Below are 20,249 nucleotides of genomic sequence, written 5' to 3'. Positions count from 1 at the left end.
TCTCTCCTAATCTGTCTACTGATTCTTTCTTCGCTCTACTTCTTTTACAAGAGCCTCGCGTACTGCATCCGGACTTGCTTTGCCCTTCAGTTCCCTCATCATCTTACCGACAAAGAATCCGAAAACTTTTTCTTTGCCGCCGAGTAGTTCTTCCAGGGGGCCGGGGTTCTCGTCCATGATCTTCTGTAACGTATCATTGAGCAGTCCGGTGTCTTCAACAATTTTCAGCCCGTGTTCTTCGATATATGCCACAGGATTAATGTCTTCTTCAAAGACTCTTTCGAAAACTTTCTTTGCATTCTGGGCGCTGACTTCTTTTTTCTCCACCATGGAAATCAGATCTGAAAGATGTTTTGGTGTAAAAGAAACTTTTTCCACATCAAGGCCTTTATCTTTGGTAAGACGGAGAACTTCGCCCATAAACCAGTTGGCTGCTTTCTTCGGGTTACCACAGAGTTTTGCGACTTCCTCAAACAACAGGGACAGATGTCTGGACTCTGTAAGAATTCCAGCATCATAAGCGGATAATTCATATTCCGACTGATAACGAAGCAGTTTTTCTTCTCTAAGCTCCGGCTGAGACTCACGGATCTTTTGAATCCATGCATCAGAAATATGAATCGGTGGAAGATCCGGATCCGGGAAATAACGGTAATCTTTGGCATCTTCTTTTGATCTCATTGCATGGGAAGATTCTTTATTATCATCCCAGCGACGTGTTTCCTGGATAACAGTTCTTCCCTCTTCGATCAGTTCAATCTGACGTTCTCTTTCTCCCTCGATGGCTCTTGCGATTGCCTTAAAGGAGTTCAGGTTCTTCATCTCTGTTCTTGTTCCAAAAGATTCACTTCCGACTTCACGAACAGACAGGTTGACGTCAGCTCGCATGGAACCTTCCTGCAATTTGCAGTCGGATACACCGAGATACTGCATCATACAGCGCAGTTTTTCAAGGTATGCAATAACCTCTTCTGAACTTCTCATGTCCGGTTCGGAAACGATCTCTATCAGCGGCACACCGCTTCGGTTATAATCTACCAGTGAACAATCTTCCCACTCATCATGAATCAGTTTACCTGCGTCTTCTTCCATATGCATTTCGTGAATGCGGACTTTTTTATTTCCTGCAGAAGTCTCGATTTCTACCCATCCGTCATGGCAGATTGGCAGATACAGCTGGGAAATCTGATAGTTCTGCGGGTTATCCGGATAAAAATAGTTCTTTCTGTCAAATTTACAATACTGATTGATCTGGCAGTTTGCCGCAATTCCGGCCTTCAGTGCAAATTCTACTACCTGACGGTTCAGAACAGGCAGAGAACCCGGCATACCGGTGCAGACCGGACAGGTATGTGTATTCGGAGCGCCACCAAACTCTGTAGAGCATCCGCAGAAAATCTTTGTTTTTGTTGCAAGTTCTACATGGACTTCAAGGCCAATGACTGTCTCATACTGTTTCATGCCTTTTTGCCTCCTTTCTCCGGAGTCGGGAACGCTCCCCTGACTGCCTCATAGGCAGCGGCTGCACGGAGGATTTTCTTCTCTGCAAAACAGTCCCCGATCATCTGAATTCCGATCGGCATTCCAGCTTTGTCCATTCCACATGGAACCGTGATTCCCGGCAGACCACAGAGATTGACTGCAACGGTATAAATATCGCCAAGATACATGGCAAGCGGATCTTTCAGGCTTTCCCCGATCTTTGGTGCTGTATAAGGCGCAGCCGGTGCAAGGATCACATCATATTTTTCAAATGCCTGATCAAACTCTTTTTTGATCAGTGCTTTTGTACGCAGTGCTTTCAGATAATATGCGTCATAATATCCGGAACTTAATACAAATGAACCAAGCATAATACGACGTTTGACTTCCTCACCAAAAGCTTCTGTTCTCGTTTTCTTATACATGTCGTGCAATCCCTCATACTCAGCTGCACGATAACCATATTTCACACCGTCAAAGCGCTCCAGGTTTGAGCTTGCCTCTGCGCTGGCAATGATATAATATGCAGGGATCATATATTCCATAGTCTCTACGGAGAAAAACTCTACGATTGCGCCCTGTTCGGTAAGTGTCTTCAACACATTCATAAAAGAATCCTTCACTTCCGGGTCAAGACCTTTTGCAAGAAATTCTTTCGGCACACCGAATTTCATACCGAGAAGTTTCTTTTCTTCCAGACTCTTACTGAAATCCAGATCATTTCTTTCAAGTGAAGTGCTGTCTTTCGGATCACGTCCGGCAATCACTTCAAGAAGAGCGGCACAGTCTGCCACATTCTTTCCTACCGGTCCGATCTGATCCAGCGAAGACGCATAGGCAACCAGACCATAACGGGATACGGTACCGTAAGTTGGCTTAATTCCGGTCACACCACAAAAAGAGCTCGGCTGACGGATAGATCCACCGGTATCAGATCCGAGTGCCATAAACGTTTCTCCTGCTGCAACTGCCGCACAGGAACCACCGGAAGAGCCGCCCGGAACATGTTCTGTGTTCCACGGGTTTCTTGTCACTCCGTAAGCTGAAGTCTCTGTAGTACTTCCCATGGCAAACTCATCCATATTTGTCTTACCTATAATGATCATTCCTGCTTTTTCCAGACGGTCAATGACCTCCGCATTGTACTGTGGAACAAAATTCTCAAGGATTCTGGACGCACAGGTTGTTTTCTTTCCTTTGATACAGATATTATCTTTTATTGCGATCGGAACACCGGCAAGCGGACCTGCATAAGTGCCGTCTGCAATTCCTTTTTCCACTTCTTTTGCACGGGCATATGCTTCTTTTTTATAAAGGTCAAGGTAAGCATGCACCGTTTCTTCTTTACTCTCAATCTGGTCAAAGACTGCTTTCACGCCATCCACTACATGGATCTGACGCTGTTTTATCTTTGCAGCCAGTTCTAATGCTGTCATTGTTTCCAGTTCCATAATTCTTCTCCTCTATCCGGATCACTTCTGTTATCCGATGGTCTTCGGTACCTGATACTGTCCTTCTTTTGCCTTCGGTGCATTTGCAAGCATTGCTTCTTTATTGTCTCCGTTTGTTACCACATCTTCACGGAATACATTCTGATCACCAAAGATATGCGAAAGCGGTTCAACCCCTTTTGTATCCAGTTCATCCAGCTTTTCCACATAATCCAGCATCTTCTGCATGTCTTCTTTTGCTTTTTCCTTTGCTTCCTCATTTAAAGAAAGTTTCGCAAGAATGCATACATTTTCTATTGTTTCATCATCTATGATCTTTGCCATTTTTGTTCCTCCTGCTTATCCTACGGCTCCAGTCTGTTCAGATCTCTCGGGAACAGACATGCTTCACGGACATTCTCCTCACCAAGAAGCTGCATAGTCAGACGCTCCAGTCCGATACCAAGACCTCCGTGTGGCGGCATTCCATGTTTGAAAGTATCCAGATACTGCTCCATACCATCTTCTTCCATACCACGGGCAGCAATCTTCGCTTTGAGCTGATTGTAATCATGGATACGCTGGCCTCCGGTTGTTACTTCCAGTCCGTGGAACAGAAGGTCAAAGCTTAATGTAAACTTATCATCTGCCGGATCATCCATTGCATAAAATGGACGTTTCTTTGACGGATAATGTGTTACAAAAACAAAATCAGCATCATATTCTTCTTTGAAATATCTTCCGATCAGTGCTTCTTCTTCCGGTTCCAGATCATACGGGTTACGGATCTTGCGGTTATATTTTGCAGAGACAAGTTCTTTTGCCTTGTCAAAACGTACCGCCGGAATCTGATCTACTTTCGGAAGTTCGATCTTAAGGATCTGAAGTTCCTTTGCATAGTCCTTCCTAAGCAGTTCCATCGCATACTGAAGAAATCCTGTTTCCATTCCCATGATATCTTCGAATCCGTCAATATATCCCATCTCAAAATCAAGACTGGTATATTCGTTCAGATGACGTTTGGTATTATGTTTCTCGGCACGGAATACCGGTCCGGTCTCAAACACGCGATCAAAAACACCTACCATCATCTGTTTGTAAAACTGCGGGCTCTGTGCAAGGACAGCCGGTTTGTGGAAATAGCTGAATTTGAAAAGGTTTGCACCACCCTCGGCTCCTCTTGCCCCGATCTTCGGTGTATGGATTTCAGTAAATCCCTGTTCGTAGAGGAAATCACGGAAAGCACGTGTCAACGCTTCCTGAATCTTGAATTTGGAGCGCTCCTGCACATTACGGAGTGCGATCGGACGTAAATTCAGTTTTGCCTCCAGAGAAGTATTTAATTTCCATTTATCAATTGCCAGCGGCATCGGTTCTGCCGGTGCTGAAAGAATCTCTACCTCCCGGATACGGATTTCTCTTCCATGAGGAGCTCTTTCTTCCTCATTCAGAATTCCTTTTACACGGAGGGTCATCGCTTCTTTCAGATCATGAACGGAAAGATTTGCTTTTTCATTCTCAACAACAGTCTGAAAAAGTCCCTCTCTTCTTCTCAGGATCACAAAAGCCACATCGCCCATATTACGGATGCTGTGAACGGCTCCTTCCAGAATAACTTCCTGATTTAAGAGAGAAGTACCTAACAGTTCATCCCATTCGGTTACTTCTTTTTTGTAAATACCGTTCAAAAACTCCATTTCCTCATCCTCCATATATCTCGTCTTTTTATATTGTGAAGTCCGGATCAAAAAAATCCGTTCCTTACTTCCATCATTGCTGTATCAACTTTCATACAACAGCATCAGAAGCATCTGTGCTGTCTCCACCATATTCGTTCCGGAATCCATACTGGATTTCTGGATATACCTGTATGCATCTTCTTCATTTAAATGATTTCGCTGCATCAGCATCATCTTCGCATTGGAAATATAATTCTGTTCTTTCTCCGAACGAAGTTTGGGTTTCTTTTTTTCTTTACGTCTCTTGCGATCCTGCTGCATCAGGATCATGCTGACCGTGTTGACCAGATCACCGGACTTTATCGGCATCTCCACTGAAAGAATAGAGGATGGCACTTCACAGATCACCCTCGCAGATGCCAGCAACAACATTTCAAAATCTCTCGGCAGACACTCAGACAGATCCAGATAGTTCATATCCGGCAGACGATGTCCGCAGATCAGAACACCGCTTCCAAGTTCCGAGGCATTCGAAAGGGCACTTGATGCAGTACTGCATACAGAGGCTACCGTAAATCCGTGACGTTCAAGAACGCTGCGGATTTTTTTGGCATCTTCTATTTTGGGTAATGCAATAACAATACTGCTCATAAAAGTGTCTCTCCTCTTCCCCTTGTCTTATTCATCTCACTTACAGTATGTGTAAAGTCTCATTACAGTCGATACAGATATTCTGCGATTTCCCAGTCAGTTACCTGTCTGGTATATCTCAGCCATTCATTCTTTTTCGCTGCAACATACTGCCTGCAAAATTCCTCACCAAGTACTTCTTTTACCCATGAACTGGACTCAAAATAATCAATTGCTTCCTTTAATGTTTCCGGAAGATGTTCTGCCTGCTGATCCTGTGCCGCAAGATTTGATGATTTTGTCGGTGTGATCTTGTTTTTGATTCCGTCAAGACCTGCGGCAAGGCAGACTGCCAGTACCACATATGGGTTTGCAGAAGCATCAGGGCTTCGGAGTTCTACGCGGATTCCCTCTCCTCTGGTTACCGGAATACGGACCAGCGAATTTTGGTTATTCTCAGTCCATGTAAGTTCTGTCGGTGCATCATATCCCGGAACAAGTCGCTTATAGGAGTTGACCAGCGGATTGGTGATCAGCGCCATTTCCTTGCTGTGTGCCAGAAGACCTCCTATAAAATAATATGCATCTTCACTGAGTTCTCCCGGACGGTCTGCGCATTCAAATACATTTTCCCCGTTTTTGATCAGAGAAAACTGGATGTGCATACCGGAACCATTTGCTTCTGTCTTTGGCTTCGGCATAAATGTGGCATGAAGTCCATGACGTTTTGCCACAATACGAACTGCCATCTTGAAAGTCATGATACAGTCTGCAATGTCACGCACCTCACCATAGCTGAAATCAATCTCATGCTGTGCCGGTGCTGCCTCATGGTGAGAGGATTCTACTTCCATTCCCATATCTTCCAGTGTCAGTACCATATCACGTCTTGCATTCTCACCAAGATCCAGCGGGCTCATATCCAGATAGCCTGCCTTTTCATGTGTTACGGTTGTCGGCATTCCATTATCATCTGTATGGAATAAGAAAAACTCACATTCCGGATCGATATAGCAGGTGTATCCCTCCTGCTCTGCCTCTTTTGCCACACGCTCCAGAATATATCTCGGACTGTTTTTGTATGGTGTGCCATCCGGACAGTAAAGATCACAGATCATTCTCGCAACCTTTCCCTGCTGCGGACGCCACGGCAGGATTGCAAAGGTGTCCGGTATCGGACGAAGATAAAGATCAGAGCCTTTCTCCGGATCCATTCCCGCAATCTGTTCCGCGTTAATGATACACTGGTTATTTAATGCACGCGGAAGTTCCCGGGCCGTAACAGCAATATTCTTGATCGCACCGAACATATCAGTAAACTGAAGGCGGATAAACTCTACGTCTTCCTCCTCAACCATCTGTAATATTTCTTCTCTGGTATAATTCCCCATGCCATTCTCTCCTTATTATTTATCATTAAAAAAGTATAAAAAAAGGGCGTACTTTCGGAAGGTTACCCTCCAAAAGAACGCCTTTGTTCATGCAGGTATTATAGCAACCGACATGGTCTTTGTCAACGTTTTTTTCCACGTACGGACCGCTTTATCTGCCGGCAGAGCTGACGCATCCACAGACGCTCCTCCTCAGTCACCGGTTCATTTCCATAGCTTGCCCTCAGGATCAGTTCCTGAAGTCTGTTGCCATCTTCCTCCGTAAATACAGGACAGAAATCCCTGATAAAGCGAATCGTTCCGCCATCTGCCGCCGTGCAGTCCTTCGACATGCCCTTTTTGTACAGAATATGACAGATATAGCGATAAATCGCCCTCACTGCCTCTGCCGGATCTTCTCCTGCTCCGTAACGAGCCCTATGTGCGGCACGGATTTTTATTCCGCTTCCAATAACAAGCATCAGCAAGCACAGTACAGCGCATAACTTCAGAATATCTGCAAGGTGTCCTGTGAACCAGCCGGCAATACGGACTGCAAAACCGGATACACTGATTTCTTCCTCTTCCGTCTCCGTCTTCGCTTCCTCCGGAACACGGTCACTCTGCTCTTTCTCTTCTGTCTGATCAACAAACTCTGTTTCCATACCCGGTGTCACTTCCACCGGAGTCCATCCGAGAAACGGCTGATAGATCTCCACCCAGGTATGCGCATTGTCATCCTCCAGAACGGCAGTATAAGTCTGGTCGGCATTTTCCGAAAAAAGCTCCTGTGGTGCCACATATCCCACCACATAACGCGCCGGAACGCCAAACATACGAAACATCATCGTTGCAGCCGCCGCAAAATGCATACTGTAGCCTTCCTTTGTGTCATAAAGAAAAGTCTCCACAAAATCCTGGCCGTCCTTCAGCTTGTCCGTATCTGTCTCATAGCTGCAGTCACGAAGAAGTCTTTTTACCACATACTTGCGAATCTCTTCATACTCATCTGCAACTGCCCAGTCCGGCATCTCTGCACCCGTCTCAGATTCTCCCCAGTGATTCTCTTCCTTCGCTTCCGCACATTCCTTCTTCAGCCTTTCAAGCCCTTTTTCCGGGATCTGAAGATCATAGGTACTGCAAAAATTCCGATACGATTTTTCCGTATCATTCAGCACACCGGAAGTATCCTTACCGTCACGATAGCTTTCCAGGATCTCTTTGGCATTGCTTCTCCAGTAGCAGGAAAAAATATCATCCTGCCTGCTCTGTCCGCACACTGCCCCATCCCCGTTGCTGATCTGATATACATCATTCAAAAAAGCATCATATGGAACATACGTGTACTCTGGGTTGGCATTCAGATTCTCTACTGTGATCTGGTTCACTGCACTATCCGACTCCCCGGTATTCTCTCCTGACGACTGTTTCTCATAATACATCGTCCTCAAAAAAGGAAGATTCTGTATATAGATTGAGGAATCCCCGTCTGTTTTCCAGACAGCCGCTGCATTCTGAAAGTTTTCCTCCGCTCCCGGCTCAAAACTGTTCCCTGTATAAGTCTCACCGATATATCCTCTCAGATAGACCGTCTCCGAAGGTCTCTGCACACTGGTCACTTTCAGGGCATCCACCCCGGTAAAAAACACACCGTCTGTCCTTCCGAGTTCTCCGTTGTCCACCCCTCCGGCGATTCCTTCCAGAGAGAGCTGCAGATTTCCCCCTGAAATCTTCGGTAGAAAACTCCACAGAGACTGCAGGAGCCGATTCTGTATCCTTGTCGTGCCTCTTTGAATTGCCGGGATCTCCACTCCTGCCAATGGCATGGAAATACACCATGACGGGACAGATACGACCACAGCAGCAAGAAGTGCCGTAAGCCCCGCTTTCCATCCACAGAAATGGCTCCGCCCTGCAGTAAACAAAAGCAGAATGCTCATTGCCAGAAAATACATCCAGAGATTTCCCGGTCTGCCTCCGGCGATCATCATCAGCGCGACCAGCGGAAACAGTATGGAAAGAATCAGAAGCCAGTTTCTCCTTCTGACAATTCCAGCCCCCAGAAGCCCCGTCACCGGAAAAAGTACAGGCAGCCAGAAGATCACCATATCACCACTTTCATATGCTCCATACAGCCTCATGTTTCCATGATAGACCTGATTGATCCTGCTCATCACGAAATCAGCTGTCTGATAAAAGCCTGCGGTGATCCTGTTCTGCAGCACAAAACAGACTGCCATGTAAAGGATCACAATTGCAAGAAAGCCATAGATTCTTTTCGAATCCAGCCTTCTGTCCGCATAAAACCAGCTGAAAAACAGGCTGAACAGAAAGATTCCCGGTATCAGAAGCCACAATCTCTCATCCCTTATCGAAAACGCTGAAACCAGACTTCCAGCAAGAACTCCGACCGCCCCAAAAAGCACCAGAAAAGACAGAAACATTCCACCTTTCTCTGTCTGCTTCTTTTCTGACTGAGGAACATACCCTGAATCCAGGATAAGCACCTCCATATTGTTCTGTTCCTTCTGTGTCTGTTTTTTTCTCATAAACGTCCTTCACCTTCCGGAAAATATCGCTGTATCCGTCCGTCCATCGTGATTCTGACACCGCCATGCTCCGGCACCAGAACATTGTCGGATATTCCCTGACAGATTCCCGGAATACACTCCAGTGCCTGATAAAAAGCTTCCTTGCCGTTCACCTCGAAATGCAGGGCTTCCTTCGTTCCCTTTTCCATCCAGACATATTCAAACAACTGCTCCTTCTCAACCAGCGCATTTCCCAGAGATGCCGCAAGGTCCAGAAACTCATCCAGCTGATCCGGCGTTGTTTTTTCTTCCGTCCCGCCCGATGTATCCAGATAAACACTGACCATCCGACCGGCAGGCATGCTGAATTCCTTTACAAGAAGTTCATCTTCCTTGGCACTGAGCTTCCAGTGGATATTTTTGAGCATATCTCCCTGATGGTAATATCTCGTATCAAAAATCTCCTGACTGTCAGTATCTGCCCTGGCTGCATTTTCGTTGTCTTCCTCTTCCCCGTAAAATCCCTGTACTGTTTCCTCGTCCATCGGATGGATTCTGGGGATGACTGCGATTGTCCTGGCAAGAGAAGGAATCCTGATCTTTGCCGAAAAAAGTCCAAGATAGTCGAATACTCTGAGTTCTGTCACACCGACTCTGAAAAAACCGCAATGTACCGGTTCCAGAAAAATCTGCCACGAATCCCTGCTCTTTCTGTCTGCCGCAGTGTGCCGGATGATCCTGCCTGCGCCTGTGACATCCATCACGATCTGGATATCTCCGACCGGAAAAACCGTCGAGTTCTCGATCTCAAGAATAAATTTTTCCCGCTCGCCTCTGGTGACTGCAGAACTTTCCGTCTTCGCCGATACGCTAAGCTTTCCCGCCACATACCATACACCGGCTGCCATACACACTGCAAAAAGAAGCTCAAAAACCAGCAAAAAAAAAGCAAACTCTCCCCTGCCGGCTGCTGCCGCCCACAACGTAGCCAGCACCAGTACCATATATATGATCTTACTTTTCATACCTTATCTCTCCGGTCGCGGCTGTCTGACAGATTTCAGAATCTCCCCGATGATCTGCCTCTGATCTCCCTGACTTAACTTCGCCCTCGCACTGCATTTGAGACGATGCACTGCAGCCGCTGGAAAAACCTCCGCCACATCCTGCGGCAGTACAAATGTACGGTCCTGCATATATGCACTGGCTTTTGCCATCCTGGTCACTGCTATGGCACCACGGGTACTCAGTCCCAGAGACACCAGTTCATGTGAGCGCGTTGCATTTACAAGATCCACGATATATCGACAGACCGTCTCATGGACAAAAATCTCCGAGACTTCTCTCTGCATCCGGGCGAGATCATCCGCACTGATCACAGCCTTTACATCCTTCATTGCCCCAAAGCCGGACTGCTCCATCAGAATCTGCACTTCATCCTGAATATCCGGATAGCCCATCTCAATACAGACTATAAAACGGTCCAGCTGAGATTCCGGAAGTCTCTGCGTTCCGGCAGACCCGATCGGGTTTTCTGTCGCAATGACGATAAACGGATCCGGAACATTCCTTGTCACACCATCTACGGTAACCGTTCCTTCCTCCATAACCTCAAGAAGCGCAGACTGCGTCTTGGCAGAAGTTCGGTTGATCTCATCTGCAAGAAACAGGTTGCACATCACCGCTCCGGGCTGATAGACAAATGCCTCTTTTTCCTTGATAAACATGGAAAATCCGACAATATCCGACGGCAGTACGTCAGGAGTAAACTGAACACGGTTCTGTGTCAGGTTCATTGCCCTTGCAAAAGCAAGTGCCATGGAGGTCTTGCCGACCCCCGGGATATCCTCGATCAGAATATGACCGCCCGCAAGAATTGCCGTCATTACCTGACGGATACATTCATCCTTGCCAAAAATCACCTTACGGACCTCTCTCATGATCTCTTCTGTTTTTTTATTTTCCATTTTTCGCTTTCTCCTGTCTTTCTCAATATCATCAAGGTTCGCGCAAACCCTGGGCCAGAATGCTGTTATCCTTTTTTCTTCTTATCATGGTGTCTCTTTATGAGGATCAGTAAAATGATCACACCTTCTGTCACTGCCACACCTGCCATCATAAACAGGAACCATGGCCATACATCTACCACTCGCTGCGCCATTGCCGCCGGACGGACCTGAGAAACTGTTTTTGCCTTCTCCTCTCCTGTATACGGTACACGGTGTCCTCTCACAAGAAGGCGGTGTGTATTGACAGCATACGGTGTGCAGGTGACAAGCGTCACATAATCCTTTCCTTCCACAATATCCAGATCCGAAGTATCCTCTGGATCGACCACCTTGATCTGATCAACTTCATACGCAAGTACCTCATCCAGCACATGAATATAAAACTGATCTTTTTTCTGTACTTTGTCCATATCTGTAAAAAGCTTGGCATCCGGAAGTCCTCTGTGCCCTGTCAGCACACTGTGTGTGCTCTCTCCTCCCAGCGGAAAAGAAGTCTCCGGAATGTAGCCAACTCCCTTGGCCAGAACATCCTGTGATGTACCTTTATATATAGGAAGATTTACATTGATCACCGGCACGGTCAGATAGCCGATCACATCTCCGATATCCAGCATATCCACATGACTGGTGCCTGTCTGCTGCTCACCGATAGCATCCTGAGTAACTGCATTTCCAAGCTGTTCATTGTACTGCTGCATGGCTTCCTTTACCGCATCGATCTTTTCTTCATCCATGCCCTTAATCTCATCATTGTACTCCGTGATCGCCTGCGAAGCATGCTTCTGTGCGAGTATATTGCTGATAGTCGGATATAATGCGAGCGAGATTCCCGCAAAGATCAGGATCATACTGAAAATCGTCGTCAGCCTTGGTTTCTTCATGACCTGTAGTTCCTTTCCCTTGTAATAGCCGGGGCTTTTGCCCCAGCCTCTCATTTGTCTTATATGAAGCAATCTGAGCTGTTTTTCAGACAACTTCATATAAGGCAAATAAGACACACCCACACTCTGCCTTGCGGCAGAGTGACGAGTCTGTCCTGTAGGATTTATTCAAAAAGAGGATTTATGGTAGCTAATTAATGAATTCATGTAACTGTTCAGTACCCTCACAGTTACGAGTCAAAATGCTCTTTAGTCGTTCCTCAGTTCTTATTTTACAGTTTTCTTTCTGGATGCGCCGATGATCAGAACACCTGCGAATGCAAGGGCAACACCAAGAGCTGTGATAGCGATTGTACCCATACCACCAGTTATTGGGAGGGTAAAGCCTTTTTTATTGATGATAGTTTCTGTGTGAGTTCCTGTGGACGTTTCTGATTTTTCTGTGAATGTTGTAGTCTCAACTTCATGTTTCACAAGAGTTTTCACACCGTTTTCATCTTTATAATATTCATCTTTAGTGCTTGTAGTATATACAATACTCAATTCTACTTTAACTGGTGCTTTCAGAAGATTGTATCCATCGTGTGTCTTTGTCTCTACCAGATAGTAAGTTCCGTTTGCAAGACCACTCTTAGTAATTGTACCATCTGTATCAGTTGTTAAATTTTTTGCAATGAGTGTTCCATTTGCTTTTAATTCTGCTTCAGTAGGATTAGGATTACTTTCAGTTCCTGCATATTTATAAAGGTCAAATTTTACGCCTCCAAGTGGGGTACCATCTGCCTTCTCGGCTTTCTTTACTACCTGCAGTCCGAAGGTATATACAGTTGTTGTATTCTCGATATAATCTTTTCCTGGTTTTGTATCTGGATTTTCTGGTTTATTCGGGTTATATGGATCACCATCCTGTCCCGGAAGAATCTTGTTGGAGTATTCCAGCTTTGCGCTGTTCGTGTTACCAACTGTCGTTGTAACTGCTGTGCTGAGAAGTTCTGCATTGTAAGTGATTACAAGCTGTTTTCCTGCATAAGCATTCATATTTGCTGGAGTAAATGTGATCTTAAATCCGTGATCACCTTCTTTTGCAACTGAATATGCGTTAGCTGCAACATCGGCATTCTCACATGTCACTTTTACATTCTCAACTTTGTCATCAAGATTTGTTGGTGTATCAGTAAGTGTGAATTCTTTTAATTTAGTAATATTGGATGGTACATCTACTGTGATCTGGTATGGTACCATATCACCTACATTGTAATCTGTTTCCTGTTTCCAAGCACCTGATTTTCTGTCCTTCACCTGTTTGGTCATGTCAGGTTTTTCGTTGGTTACAGTTATTGTGATATTGTTTTCTGTTTTTCCATCATAAGTGATCTTTCCATCTGAACCTACAACAAATTCATAAGTTTTAGCACCATCCATGATATATCCGTCATTACCGCCACGGTCAGTCTCGATAAATCTGTATGTACCCTGTGAAAGACCGTCTACATTAATCTTACCTTCTGGGTTTGTTACAAGTGATAAATCAGAGTTGTTCTTTTCATTTTTTGTGACATTTGTCCATTCAGTACCATTCTGTTTCTGAAGTACAAATGTTACACCACTCAGGGCTGTTGTATTATTTCCTTTTTTCTCTAATGTCACGCCACCATAAGTTGTCTTATTCTTAGGATAAACATGTACATCATATAACCAGCTGGCTCCATCTACTGTTGTCATCGGGATAGATACCAGGAATGGATCTGCCGGAGTGGTAACTTTAGCAGGAGTTGTTGTCTCGATTACTACATAGAAACCAAGTTGAAGATCTGTAAATTCTGCAATTCCTTCAGCATTTGTTATTACTTCGCTCACTGTAGCCTTTACTTTTGAGCTATCAATCTCTCCATTTGAAAAATAAGAATCTACACTTGGAAGATCTGTCGGATTTTTACTGTAATACTTTGTCAGATCATTAACATCCGCTACTTTATAAAGAGTAAATCCTGCACCTTCAAGAGGTTTTTCACCGTCGTTTGGCAAAGCATCTGGATTTAAACCAGTACCATTATGAGTAGTATCTGTACCATTATACTCATACTTATGGATTGTCAGTGATCCTGTCTTAGGTTTACCAGTTGTATCAGTTGTATCAATTGTCGCAGGTGTCGTTGTCGTTGTCTGTGCTGCAAATGCAGTTGCTGACATGCTGCCCAGCATCATTGCACCGGCAAGGAGACCGGCAAGGAGTTTTTTGAATTTCTTCATACTCATTTCCTCTCTTTCTCTTTCTTCATTTCCTTTTTCATTTTTCTTTTTAAGATACCTGTGGATTGTTTCGTGCATTGCACGCCACAACCCTGGTATCATATACTTGAATCATCTGTTTGCTTCTTCAAGCGGTCAGGAAGTTTTGCCCTCCTTTCTCCGCTTTTGTAACAACAGATACATGATTACCGCAGTTCCGGCGATGATTGCACCGGTAAAGCCAAGGATCAGTCTGCTCCAGCTTCCTGTTGCCGGCAGCTGGAATTTTGCCTGATTGGCAACCTGGATCGTAAGTGTATTCTTCTTGAGAAATCTAATGGAATTCTCGCCATCTACTGTGATGAAGTTTTCTCTTCTGTTGATCACAACCTTAATCGGTGATTTCAAAAGATTGTATCTTTCCGGAGCTTTTGTCTCTGGATTGTATCCTTCCGGAGCTTTTGTCTCTGTGATCTGATAGGTTCCATCTTCCAGATTTTCAAATTTTGCAACTCCAAGTTCTTCATTTTCTTTACCCGTTGTAACAGTCTGTGCTGTAAAGGCAGAATCAATAGTTCCATCGACAGTCAGTTTTTCAAGCTTAAATTCTGCCCCGGCAAGTTTTTCCGGATTATCTCCTGCTGTTCCTGCCTTTATTTTCAAAATCTGAATATTAGTCTTTGGTGGCTGATAGGTATTGGTAATCGTTGCAGAACCATTATTATCTTCCCCAATAGAGATTCCTGAATCACTATTGGTATTAGCATAATCATAAGAAACCTTAAACATACCAGCGTCCGTGAACTCGATGCAGCCTCCATTTTCCACAGGTGTTACTTTTGTCACTTTTCCATCTGCATCTTTTGTCAAGGTTACCTCAACGATACGATACTGCCATGCATCCTGCGGTGACTGTGACTTTGTATAATCCACAAATTTATCCAGGTTCTTAAATGATGTTTCCCATTTTCTAGTATAACTGTTATATGTCAGTTCTGTATAACTGCTGTTGTTATATTTTACTGCCTCCCATACAGCTTTATCTGGCGACCTTCTCTGCAGCTGGACGTAAATCTCATCTGGAAGTTTTCCTGTATAAGTTTCACCTGCTGCTGTTTTCCAGAATTTTTCCACAGACAGATTTACCTTTGGTTTTTTCGTATTTTTAAACACTGCTACTGCCTCTGGCTTTGCTGCATTGATGTCTCCATGAAGCACTGTCGTTCCAGCTTCCTGCTGCACTTTATTCAGCAAAATACTGTCGAGGGTGGATCCATCGGTCGGTGTTATCTCTTCGATCGTAAAGAAGGTTCCTATCGGGATTCCTGTGATCGTATAGGATTCATTGGCTGCCAGAGATATTTCCGGTACCTCAATCGGCTTTGTCTCCAGACCTGCACCACCAACATTGGTAAATGTAAGTTTAAATTTATAAGTATCATCCAACTGGTCTGTCGGATATGCAGCTTTTTTCTTGATTGTCAGTGAACCTGTCTTAACTTTGTTGTAAAAGACTGCCTTCAATTTAGTTAAAGTCGTAGTATCATCCGGATTCGCATAAGAACGGAATACGAAGGTATCCTCTGACGGTTTCGTACCATTATAGTTGTTATGATCCTGAGGATTCATTCCTTCGGCATCAGTTGAAACTCTATTTTCTGTTCTTCCGTCATTAACAGCATTAACAGAGATCCCTGGCACCTTATTGAGACTGCTCACGCTTCCATTTGTTACAGTCCTTCCTGTTCCCATGGACGTCACCGGCTGTCCATTCTCAAGCATGGTCCAAGTCGTATCAAACAGATTTGGATCGACTTTTTCTTTCAGGTAAATATAACTGCCTCGACGGAACTGATCATTAAATGTAATGGTTTCCTTATCCCGCAATACAAAGCTTCCATCATCCTCAATTGCATAGGCTCCTGACTTTGCAGAAGAAGTGTACACCGCACCTTTTGGATTTTCCAGTTTACCTGATTTGGCTGAACCATAGTCCGCAATATCATACTGCTTCGTCGCAAATCCAGTAGAAGCTGTCAGTTCTGCTGTCGGACGGAATATAAAATTCTTCAGATAAATATCTCTGGGATAGTTATAACCAAAACGGATTTTTTTCAAGTTGCCAAAGCCTTTAATTCCTGACAATTTTGTGAGATCCAGTTTTACAGTTATCCACTTTTTGCTTGCAACGGAAACAGTACCATAAGTTCGTCCGGAAAGAGTTTCCTTATCCAGACAGCCTGCTGTATTACCACTTGAATCTTCCAATTGCAGATACATATTTGACAGTGATGGTGTGTCATCGTAATCGTAATAGAACTTAAATTTCAGATACTGCATATTGGAAATATCTAACGGATCTTTTAAAGTCAGTTCTCCATATCGCTGTGACCGACAAGTACTTTCCACGTCCTGTTCTTTCGCATACCAGTGAACGGAATCTTTAAATCCCTCATTTGAAGCTTTTTCAAATATATTACCGGTATCTGGTACCGGAGCAACCTTGTAAGCCAAATCACTGATCTTCACCGGTGCTGTTGTTGTGGCTGAAGCAGCTTTTTCTCCATAATGTGTTGCAAGGTTCTTAATTTTGAAATCAAACAGGTCTGTACCTTCGAATAAGCCTTTGAACAGCTCATTTACATCTGTAGTGTCCAGCTGCTTCTCCACCTGAAGCTGGTTCTCATCCGGAAAGTTGAAGGTAACCTTCATATTAGATTCCCAAAGTCCACGCTCCATGTAGAACATGGTCAAAGTATGTTCTTTTTTGTAAAAATCCGAATCATTTTTTAAAGATTCCGGAAAATCTGTTGTTTTATCATTCTTAAATCCGCCGACTGACTGATTCTTTACTTTACTTACCCAGGCATTCTTGTCTCTGAAATTGATACGACCGGATACAACATCATGATCACCGCCCACATCAAGAACCAGCTGGTCATCTATGAATACCCATACATCATCATCACCTGAAAAGTTGAATTCTATCGGAACTTCTTTATTGCTTGTAGTTGTAACTGTTCCATCCTGTGTCAGACGAAATTTAAGCTGAAGTTTCTGTCCAAATCCATAATTCAGCCTACAGGCTTTTCCACTCTCTGATGATGAGTTTAAAGGAAAATAATTTCCAACTACTGTGGCCGGATGTCCATTCCCTACTGTCTGCCCCCTTACAATGTAATTCGTTGACTGCAGAAAATATCCATTCGAGGAATCATATTTCAGACGAAGGTTTTTATTTGAATTACTTTGATCTGCACTGTCAAAGCACCAGTAGTCAACGGTTCCTTCCTTTGAGGTATCAGCAGAACTGGTCAGTGCTTTTTTTATAAAGGGAAAAGTAACATTATGGTATACATTTCCCAGGACTGTATGCTTACTGTTATTGCCTTTCAGAAAATCTTCATTAAAGAATGGAGCGATCGCACCTCCTGCCAGTGTCAGCGATCCACTTGCCAACTGTGCTCCACTTAAGCCCTGTGTTGCATTCTGTCCTTCCTGTTCTATTTTCTGTCCGTTACTATCCCACATTGAGTTGTTCTCATAAAAAAACTTGTTTTTTTCATTTTCTGAATATCCATATAGATTTAAAGTTCCTGCAATCTCACTATAATGAGAACCAGGAAAGTTCTGGAAGTTTCCCCAATAAAGCGGATAGGTTACATTATTTTGTTCATAATATGTACTTAAAGCCTGATTAAACTGTCTGAACGGCTGATAGATTCTGTGACTGGCAATATCTACTAAATCATATGCATCACGGTTCTGTCCGTTCAGCTCATAGTCTGTATAATAATCGTACAGGGTAGTATCTACATACAGAGTATTGGAATCCCTGGTAAAAGTCCCCTCTGGCACATTGACAACCGTCGTATTCTTGCCGCTCTCTGCATCGCGGAGGCTGCCCTTCTCACCCCAGTATCCGCCGCGGTTTCCGTCTTTGTAGATCACATCGTCGCTGTCATCTCCAAAATAACATGGGTTTTTCATATTCCATGGGATGTCCACCAGTTCTGTTTCATCCGCATTTGCAGGTGCATTTTCATCTATTACGTCGTATCCTGCAAAACGGATTTGTGTGTAATCTTCGGGAAGATTGGTACTCCACAGATTATTGTCTGTACCTGCGACTGCTTTCATTTCACCATGCACGGTTGTACCATCGCTTTTGGTAGCATAGTAGTAAACCTTTGAATTACTATCATATGGAATTCCCTTGCCACCATTTTTATAACTGCTTCCTGCATAAGACATCTTTGACAGGGTCGCATCGTAATAAACGGTTCTCTCTCCCAGCACTCCCCAGGTAGAAGCTTCGGCTGTTCCGGCATATTTATAACAGTCCATGGAGCCGGCTGCAAAAAGGAAACTCTCAACATCCTCTTCGTCTGCTCCCTGACCGTAAAAGTTTGAGTAAGTATCACCTAATATCTTTCCCGATGCATCCTTAAACTGTACATACGAACATGCCGCTGCTGGGATCGTTACTGAGAAACCCTTCTGAATACCTGTCATCAGAACAGGGTCTCCTACCTGCTGTGGCTTTCCATCTGCATCTTTCTCGTAAAAGACTGCGTTAACTGCATTCAGAGATTCTTCTGTATTATTCTCAAAATACATGGTTTTTCCGGCGAAGGAAGTGTGATTATTCGGATCGAATGGAGTGTAATCTACCCAGGTTCTGGTTTCGGAATCATATAACTTTCCGAGGAAAGCGCTTTGATCCAACCATTTATTATCAGTTGCTTTAACCTCTGCATTCCACCTATCATTAACAAAAGCCTGAAAATACAGTGATCCTAAGCCGCCATGCGGCAAATGCTCTTGCGTAAATGTGACTGAATATACTTTCATATCATGATAGGTTTCGTTCAGATCAGTCATATTCAGTAGAAAGCCTCCGCTCTGCGCTTCAGTTCCAACTTTAATCCACACCTTCATCTGATATCCCGGATATTTGCCTGTCCATTCCGTCGGTGCAGCAAAATAAACGATCTGTTCGCCTGCTTCCCCCACATCCTCAGCTGCCAGTTCTTCCATCTCCACCAGAGCATCATCTTCTGTTTCCTGCTCTGCCTGGCTGTTCCAGATAAGTGTAAGTCTGCTTTCCTCTTCGTTCAGTGAAATCTCTTCGCCGGTTCCTTCTGGCTCACGGAACATTCTGGCTCTGAGTTTTGCCTGGAAATCATATTCTTCGGCATCTGTTGTATAAGTGAAAGATGCCTCAAACGCTGTACTTCCACCAGACGGTACTTCATATTCCAGATAATAAGCTGCAATCTGATAATTACCGTCTTCGTCAAATACATAATCGCCATCTTCATCCAGCTGGTATTCCGTAACCGGTGTGACTGTGAGAGGTTCATTCTGGTTTAGGGCTTCCGGGAGCTGAACCGGATCCTCTGCGATCTCCTGTGTACTCTCTCCACTTGAAAGAGTGATCTTAAGGTCTGTCACCGGAGTTTCATTCTGTGCATCTGTCAGATAAAGTCTGACTTTTGCCGCCTCCTGTCCCTCTGGAACGCTTGAAGAAATTTTTGCTTTGTGTACCTCTCCCTGTGCCAGCTCTGTGTTTTCTGTCTCGTCTGCCTTCTGAAGAACTGTCACAGCGGAAGCAGAATCTGGACTGACATTTTCTGTATTGCTTGTGTCTTCACAGGAAAAATCTTCAATACAGTCTACACTGTCTGCTTCGTTATTTTCCGAACCTTCCTCGGCGGCTGTTTCACTTCCGAAATTCTCTTCAGGTTCCTCTGTTGTTTCAAAAAAATCTTCTGTTGTATCTGAGAAGTCTTCTGTTGTATCTGAGAAGTCTTCTGTCGCTCTTGAGATGTTTTCTTCGTTTTCACTTGCCGGAATAGTTTCCTCAGATATTGGTACCATATCAACAAATTCAGTTGACGATCCTTTCACCAGATCTGTAATTCCCGGCGATGACAGTATTACAGCAACAGTTGCCAGAGCTGCTGTTATCTTATGCCACTTGCGCTTCTTCATCCTCTCACCCT

At 44.3% G+C, this 20,249-nt stretch carries 12 protein-coding genes; all 12 read right to left on the bottom strand.

Going from position 1 to position 20,249, the window contains the following annotated elements:
- Positions 1 to 15: 15 nt before the first annotated feature.
- The 12 genes from gatB to BQ7344_RS00115 all read right to left on the bottom strand — a co-directional run bounded on the left by gatB (position 16) and on the right by BQ7344_RS00115 (position 20,238).
- Positions 16 to 1,461: an Asp-tRNA(Asn)/Glu-tRNA(Gln) amidotransferase subunit GatB gene (gene gatB / locus BQ7344_RS00170; RefSeq protein WP_072520903.1), complete on the bottom strand. Its 1,446-nt coding sequence runs from the start codon at positions 1,459 to 1,461 to the stop codon at positions 16 to 18.
- Positions 1,458 to 2,933, bottom strand: coding sequence for an Asp-tRNA(Asn)/Glu-tRNA(Gln) amidotransferase subunit GatA (gene gatA, locus BQ7344_RS00165; RefSeq protein WP_072520902.1), 1,476 nt, complete (start codon positions 2,931 to 2,933; stop codon positions 1,458 to 1,460). The genes gatB and gatA overlap by 4 nt, the downstream gene beginning before the upstream one ends.
- Before the next feature lie 30 nt (positions 2,934 to 2,963).
- On the bottom strand, positions 2,964 to 3,257 hold the full coding sequence (gatC, locus tag BQ7344_RS00160; protein ID WP_015543113.1) for an Asp-tRNA(Asn)/Glu-tRNA(Gln) amidotransferase subunit GatC: 294 nt from the start codon (positions 3,255 to 3,257) through the stop codon (positions 2,964 to 2,966).
- 20 nt (positions 3,258 to 3,277) lie between these two features.
- Complete coding sequence (aspS, locus tag BQ7344_RS00155) at positions 3,278 to 4,609, bottom strand: aspartate--tRNA(Asn) ligase (RefSeq protein ID WP_072520901.1); 1,332 nt, start codon at positions 4,607 to 4,609, stop codon at positions 3,278 to 3,280.
- An 84-nt stretch (positions 4,610 to 4,693) separates the two neighbouring features.
- Entirely contained in the window at positions 4,694 to 5,242 is a 549-nt protein-coding gene (locus BQ7344_RS00150) for an ANTAR domain-containing response regulator (RefSeq protein WP_015543115.1), read from the bottom strand.
- Between the two features lie 62 nt (positions 5,243 to 5,304).
- Positions 5,305 to 6,612, bottom strand: coding sequence for a type I glutamate--ammonia ligase (glnA, locus tag BQ7344_RS00145; protein WP_072520900.1), 1,308 nt, complete (start codon positions 6,610 to 6,612; stop codon positions 5,305 to 5,307).
- A 122-nt stretch (positions 6,613 to 6,734) separates the two neighbouring features.
- Positions 6,735 to 9,140, bottom strand: a complete 2,406-nt coding sequence (locus BQ7344_RS00140; RefSeq protein WP_072520899.1) for a transglutaminase domain-containing protein — start codon at positions 9,138 to 9,140, stop codon at positions 6,735 to 6,737.
- Entirely contained in the window at positions 9,137 to 10,147 is a 1,011-nt protein-coding gene (locus BQ7344_RS00135; RefSeq protein WP_072520898.1) for a DUF58 domain-containing protein, read from the bottom strand. The genes BQ7344_RS00140 and BQ7344_RS00135 overlap by 4 nt, the downstream gene beginning before the upstream one ends.
- Before the next feature lie 3 nt (positions 10,148 to 10,150).
- Entirely contained in the window at positions 10,151 to 11,089 is a 939-nt protein-coding gene (locus tag BQ7344_RS00130) for an AAA family ATPase (protein WP_072520897.1), read from the bottom strand.
- 65 nt (positions 11,090 to 11,154) lie between these two features.
- Positions 11,155 to 12,012, bottom strand: a complete 858-nt coding sequence (locus BQ7344_RS00125) for a class C sortase (protein ID WP_072520896.1) — start codon at positions 12,010 to 12,012, stop codon at positions 11,155 to 11,157.
- A 267-nt stretch (positions 12,013 to 12,279) separates the two neighbouring features.
- Positions 12,280 to 14,262, bottom strand: a complete 1,983-nt coding sequence (locus tag BQ7344_RS00120; RefSeq protein WP_159431337.1) for a SpaH/EbpB family LPXTG-anchored major pilin — start codon at positions 14,260 to 14,262, stop codon at positions 12,280 to 12,282.
- 135 nt (positions 14,263 to 14,397) lie between these two features.
- The gene (locus BQ7344_RS00115) at positions 14,398 to 20,238 is read right to left on the bottom strand and encodes a SpaA isopeptide-forming pilin-related protein (RefSeq protein WP_072520894.1); all 5,841 of its coding nucleotides are present in this window, start codon (positions 20,236 to 20,238) and stop codon (positions 14,398 to 14,400) included.
- Positions 20,239 to 20,249 lie beyond the last annotated feature (11 nt).

Origin of the sequence: Blautia sp. Marseille-P3087, assembly GCF_900120195.1 — a bacterium.
Taxonomy (GTDB): domain Bacteria; phylum Bacillota; class Clostridia; order Lachnospirales; family Lachnospiraceae; genus Blautia_A.
This window is presented reverse-complemented; position numbering and strand designations above follow the sequence as displayed.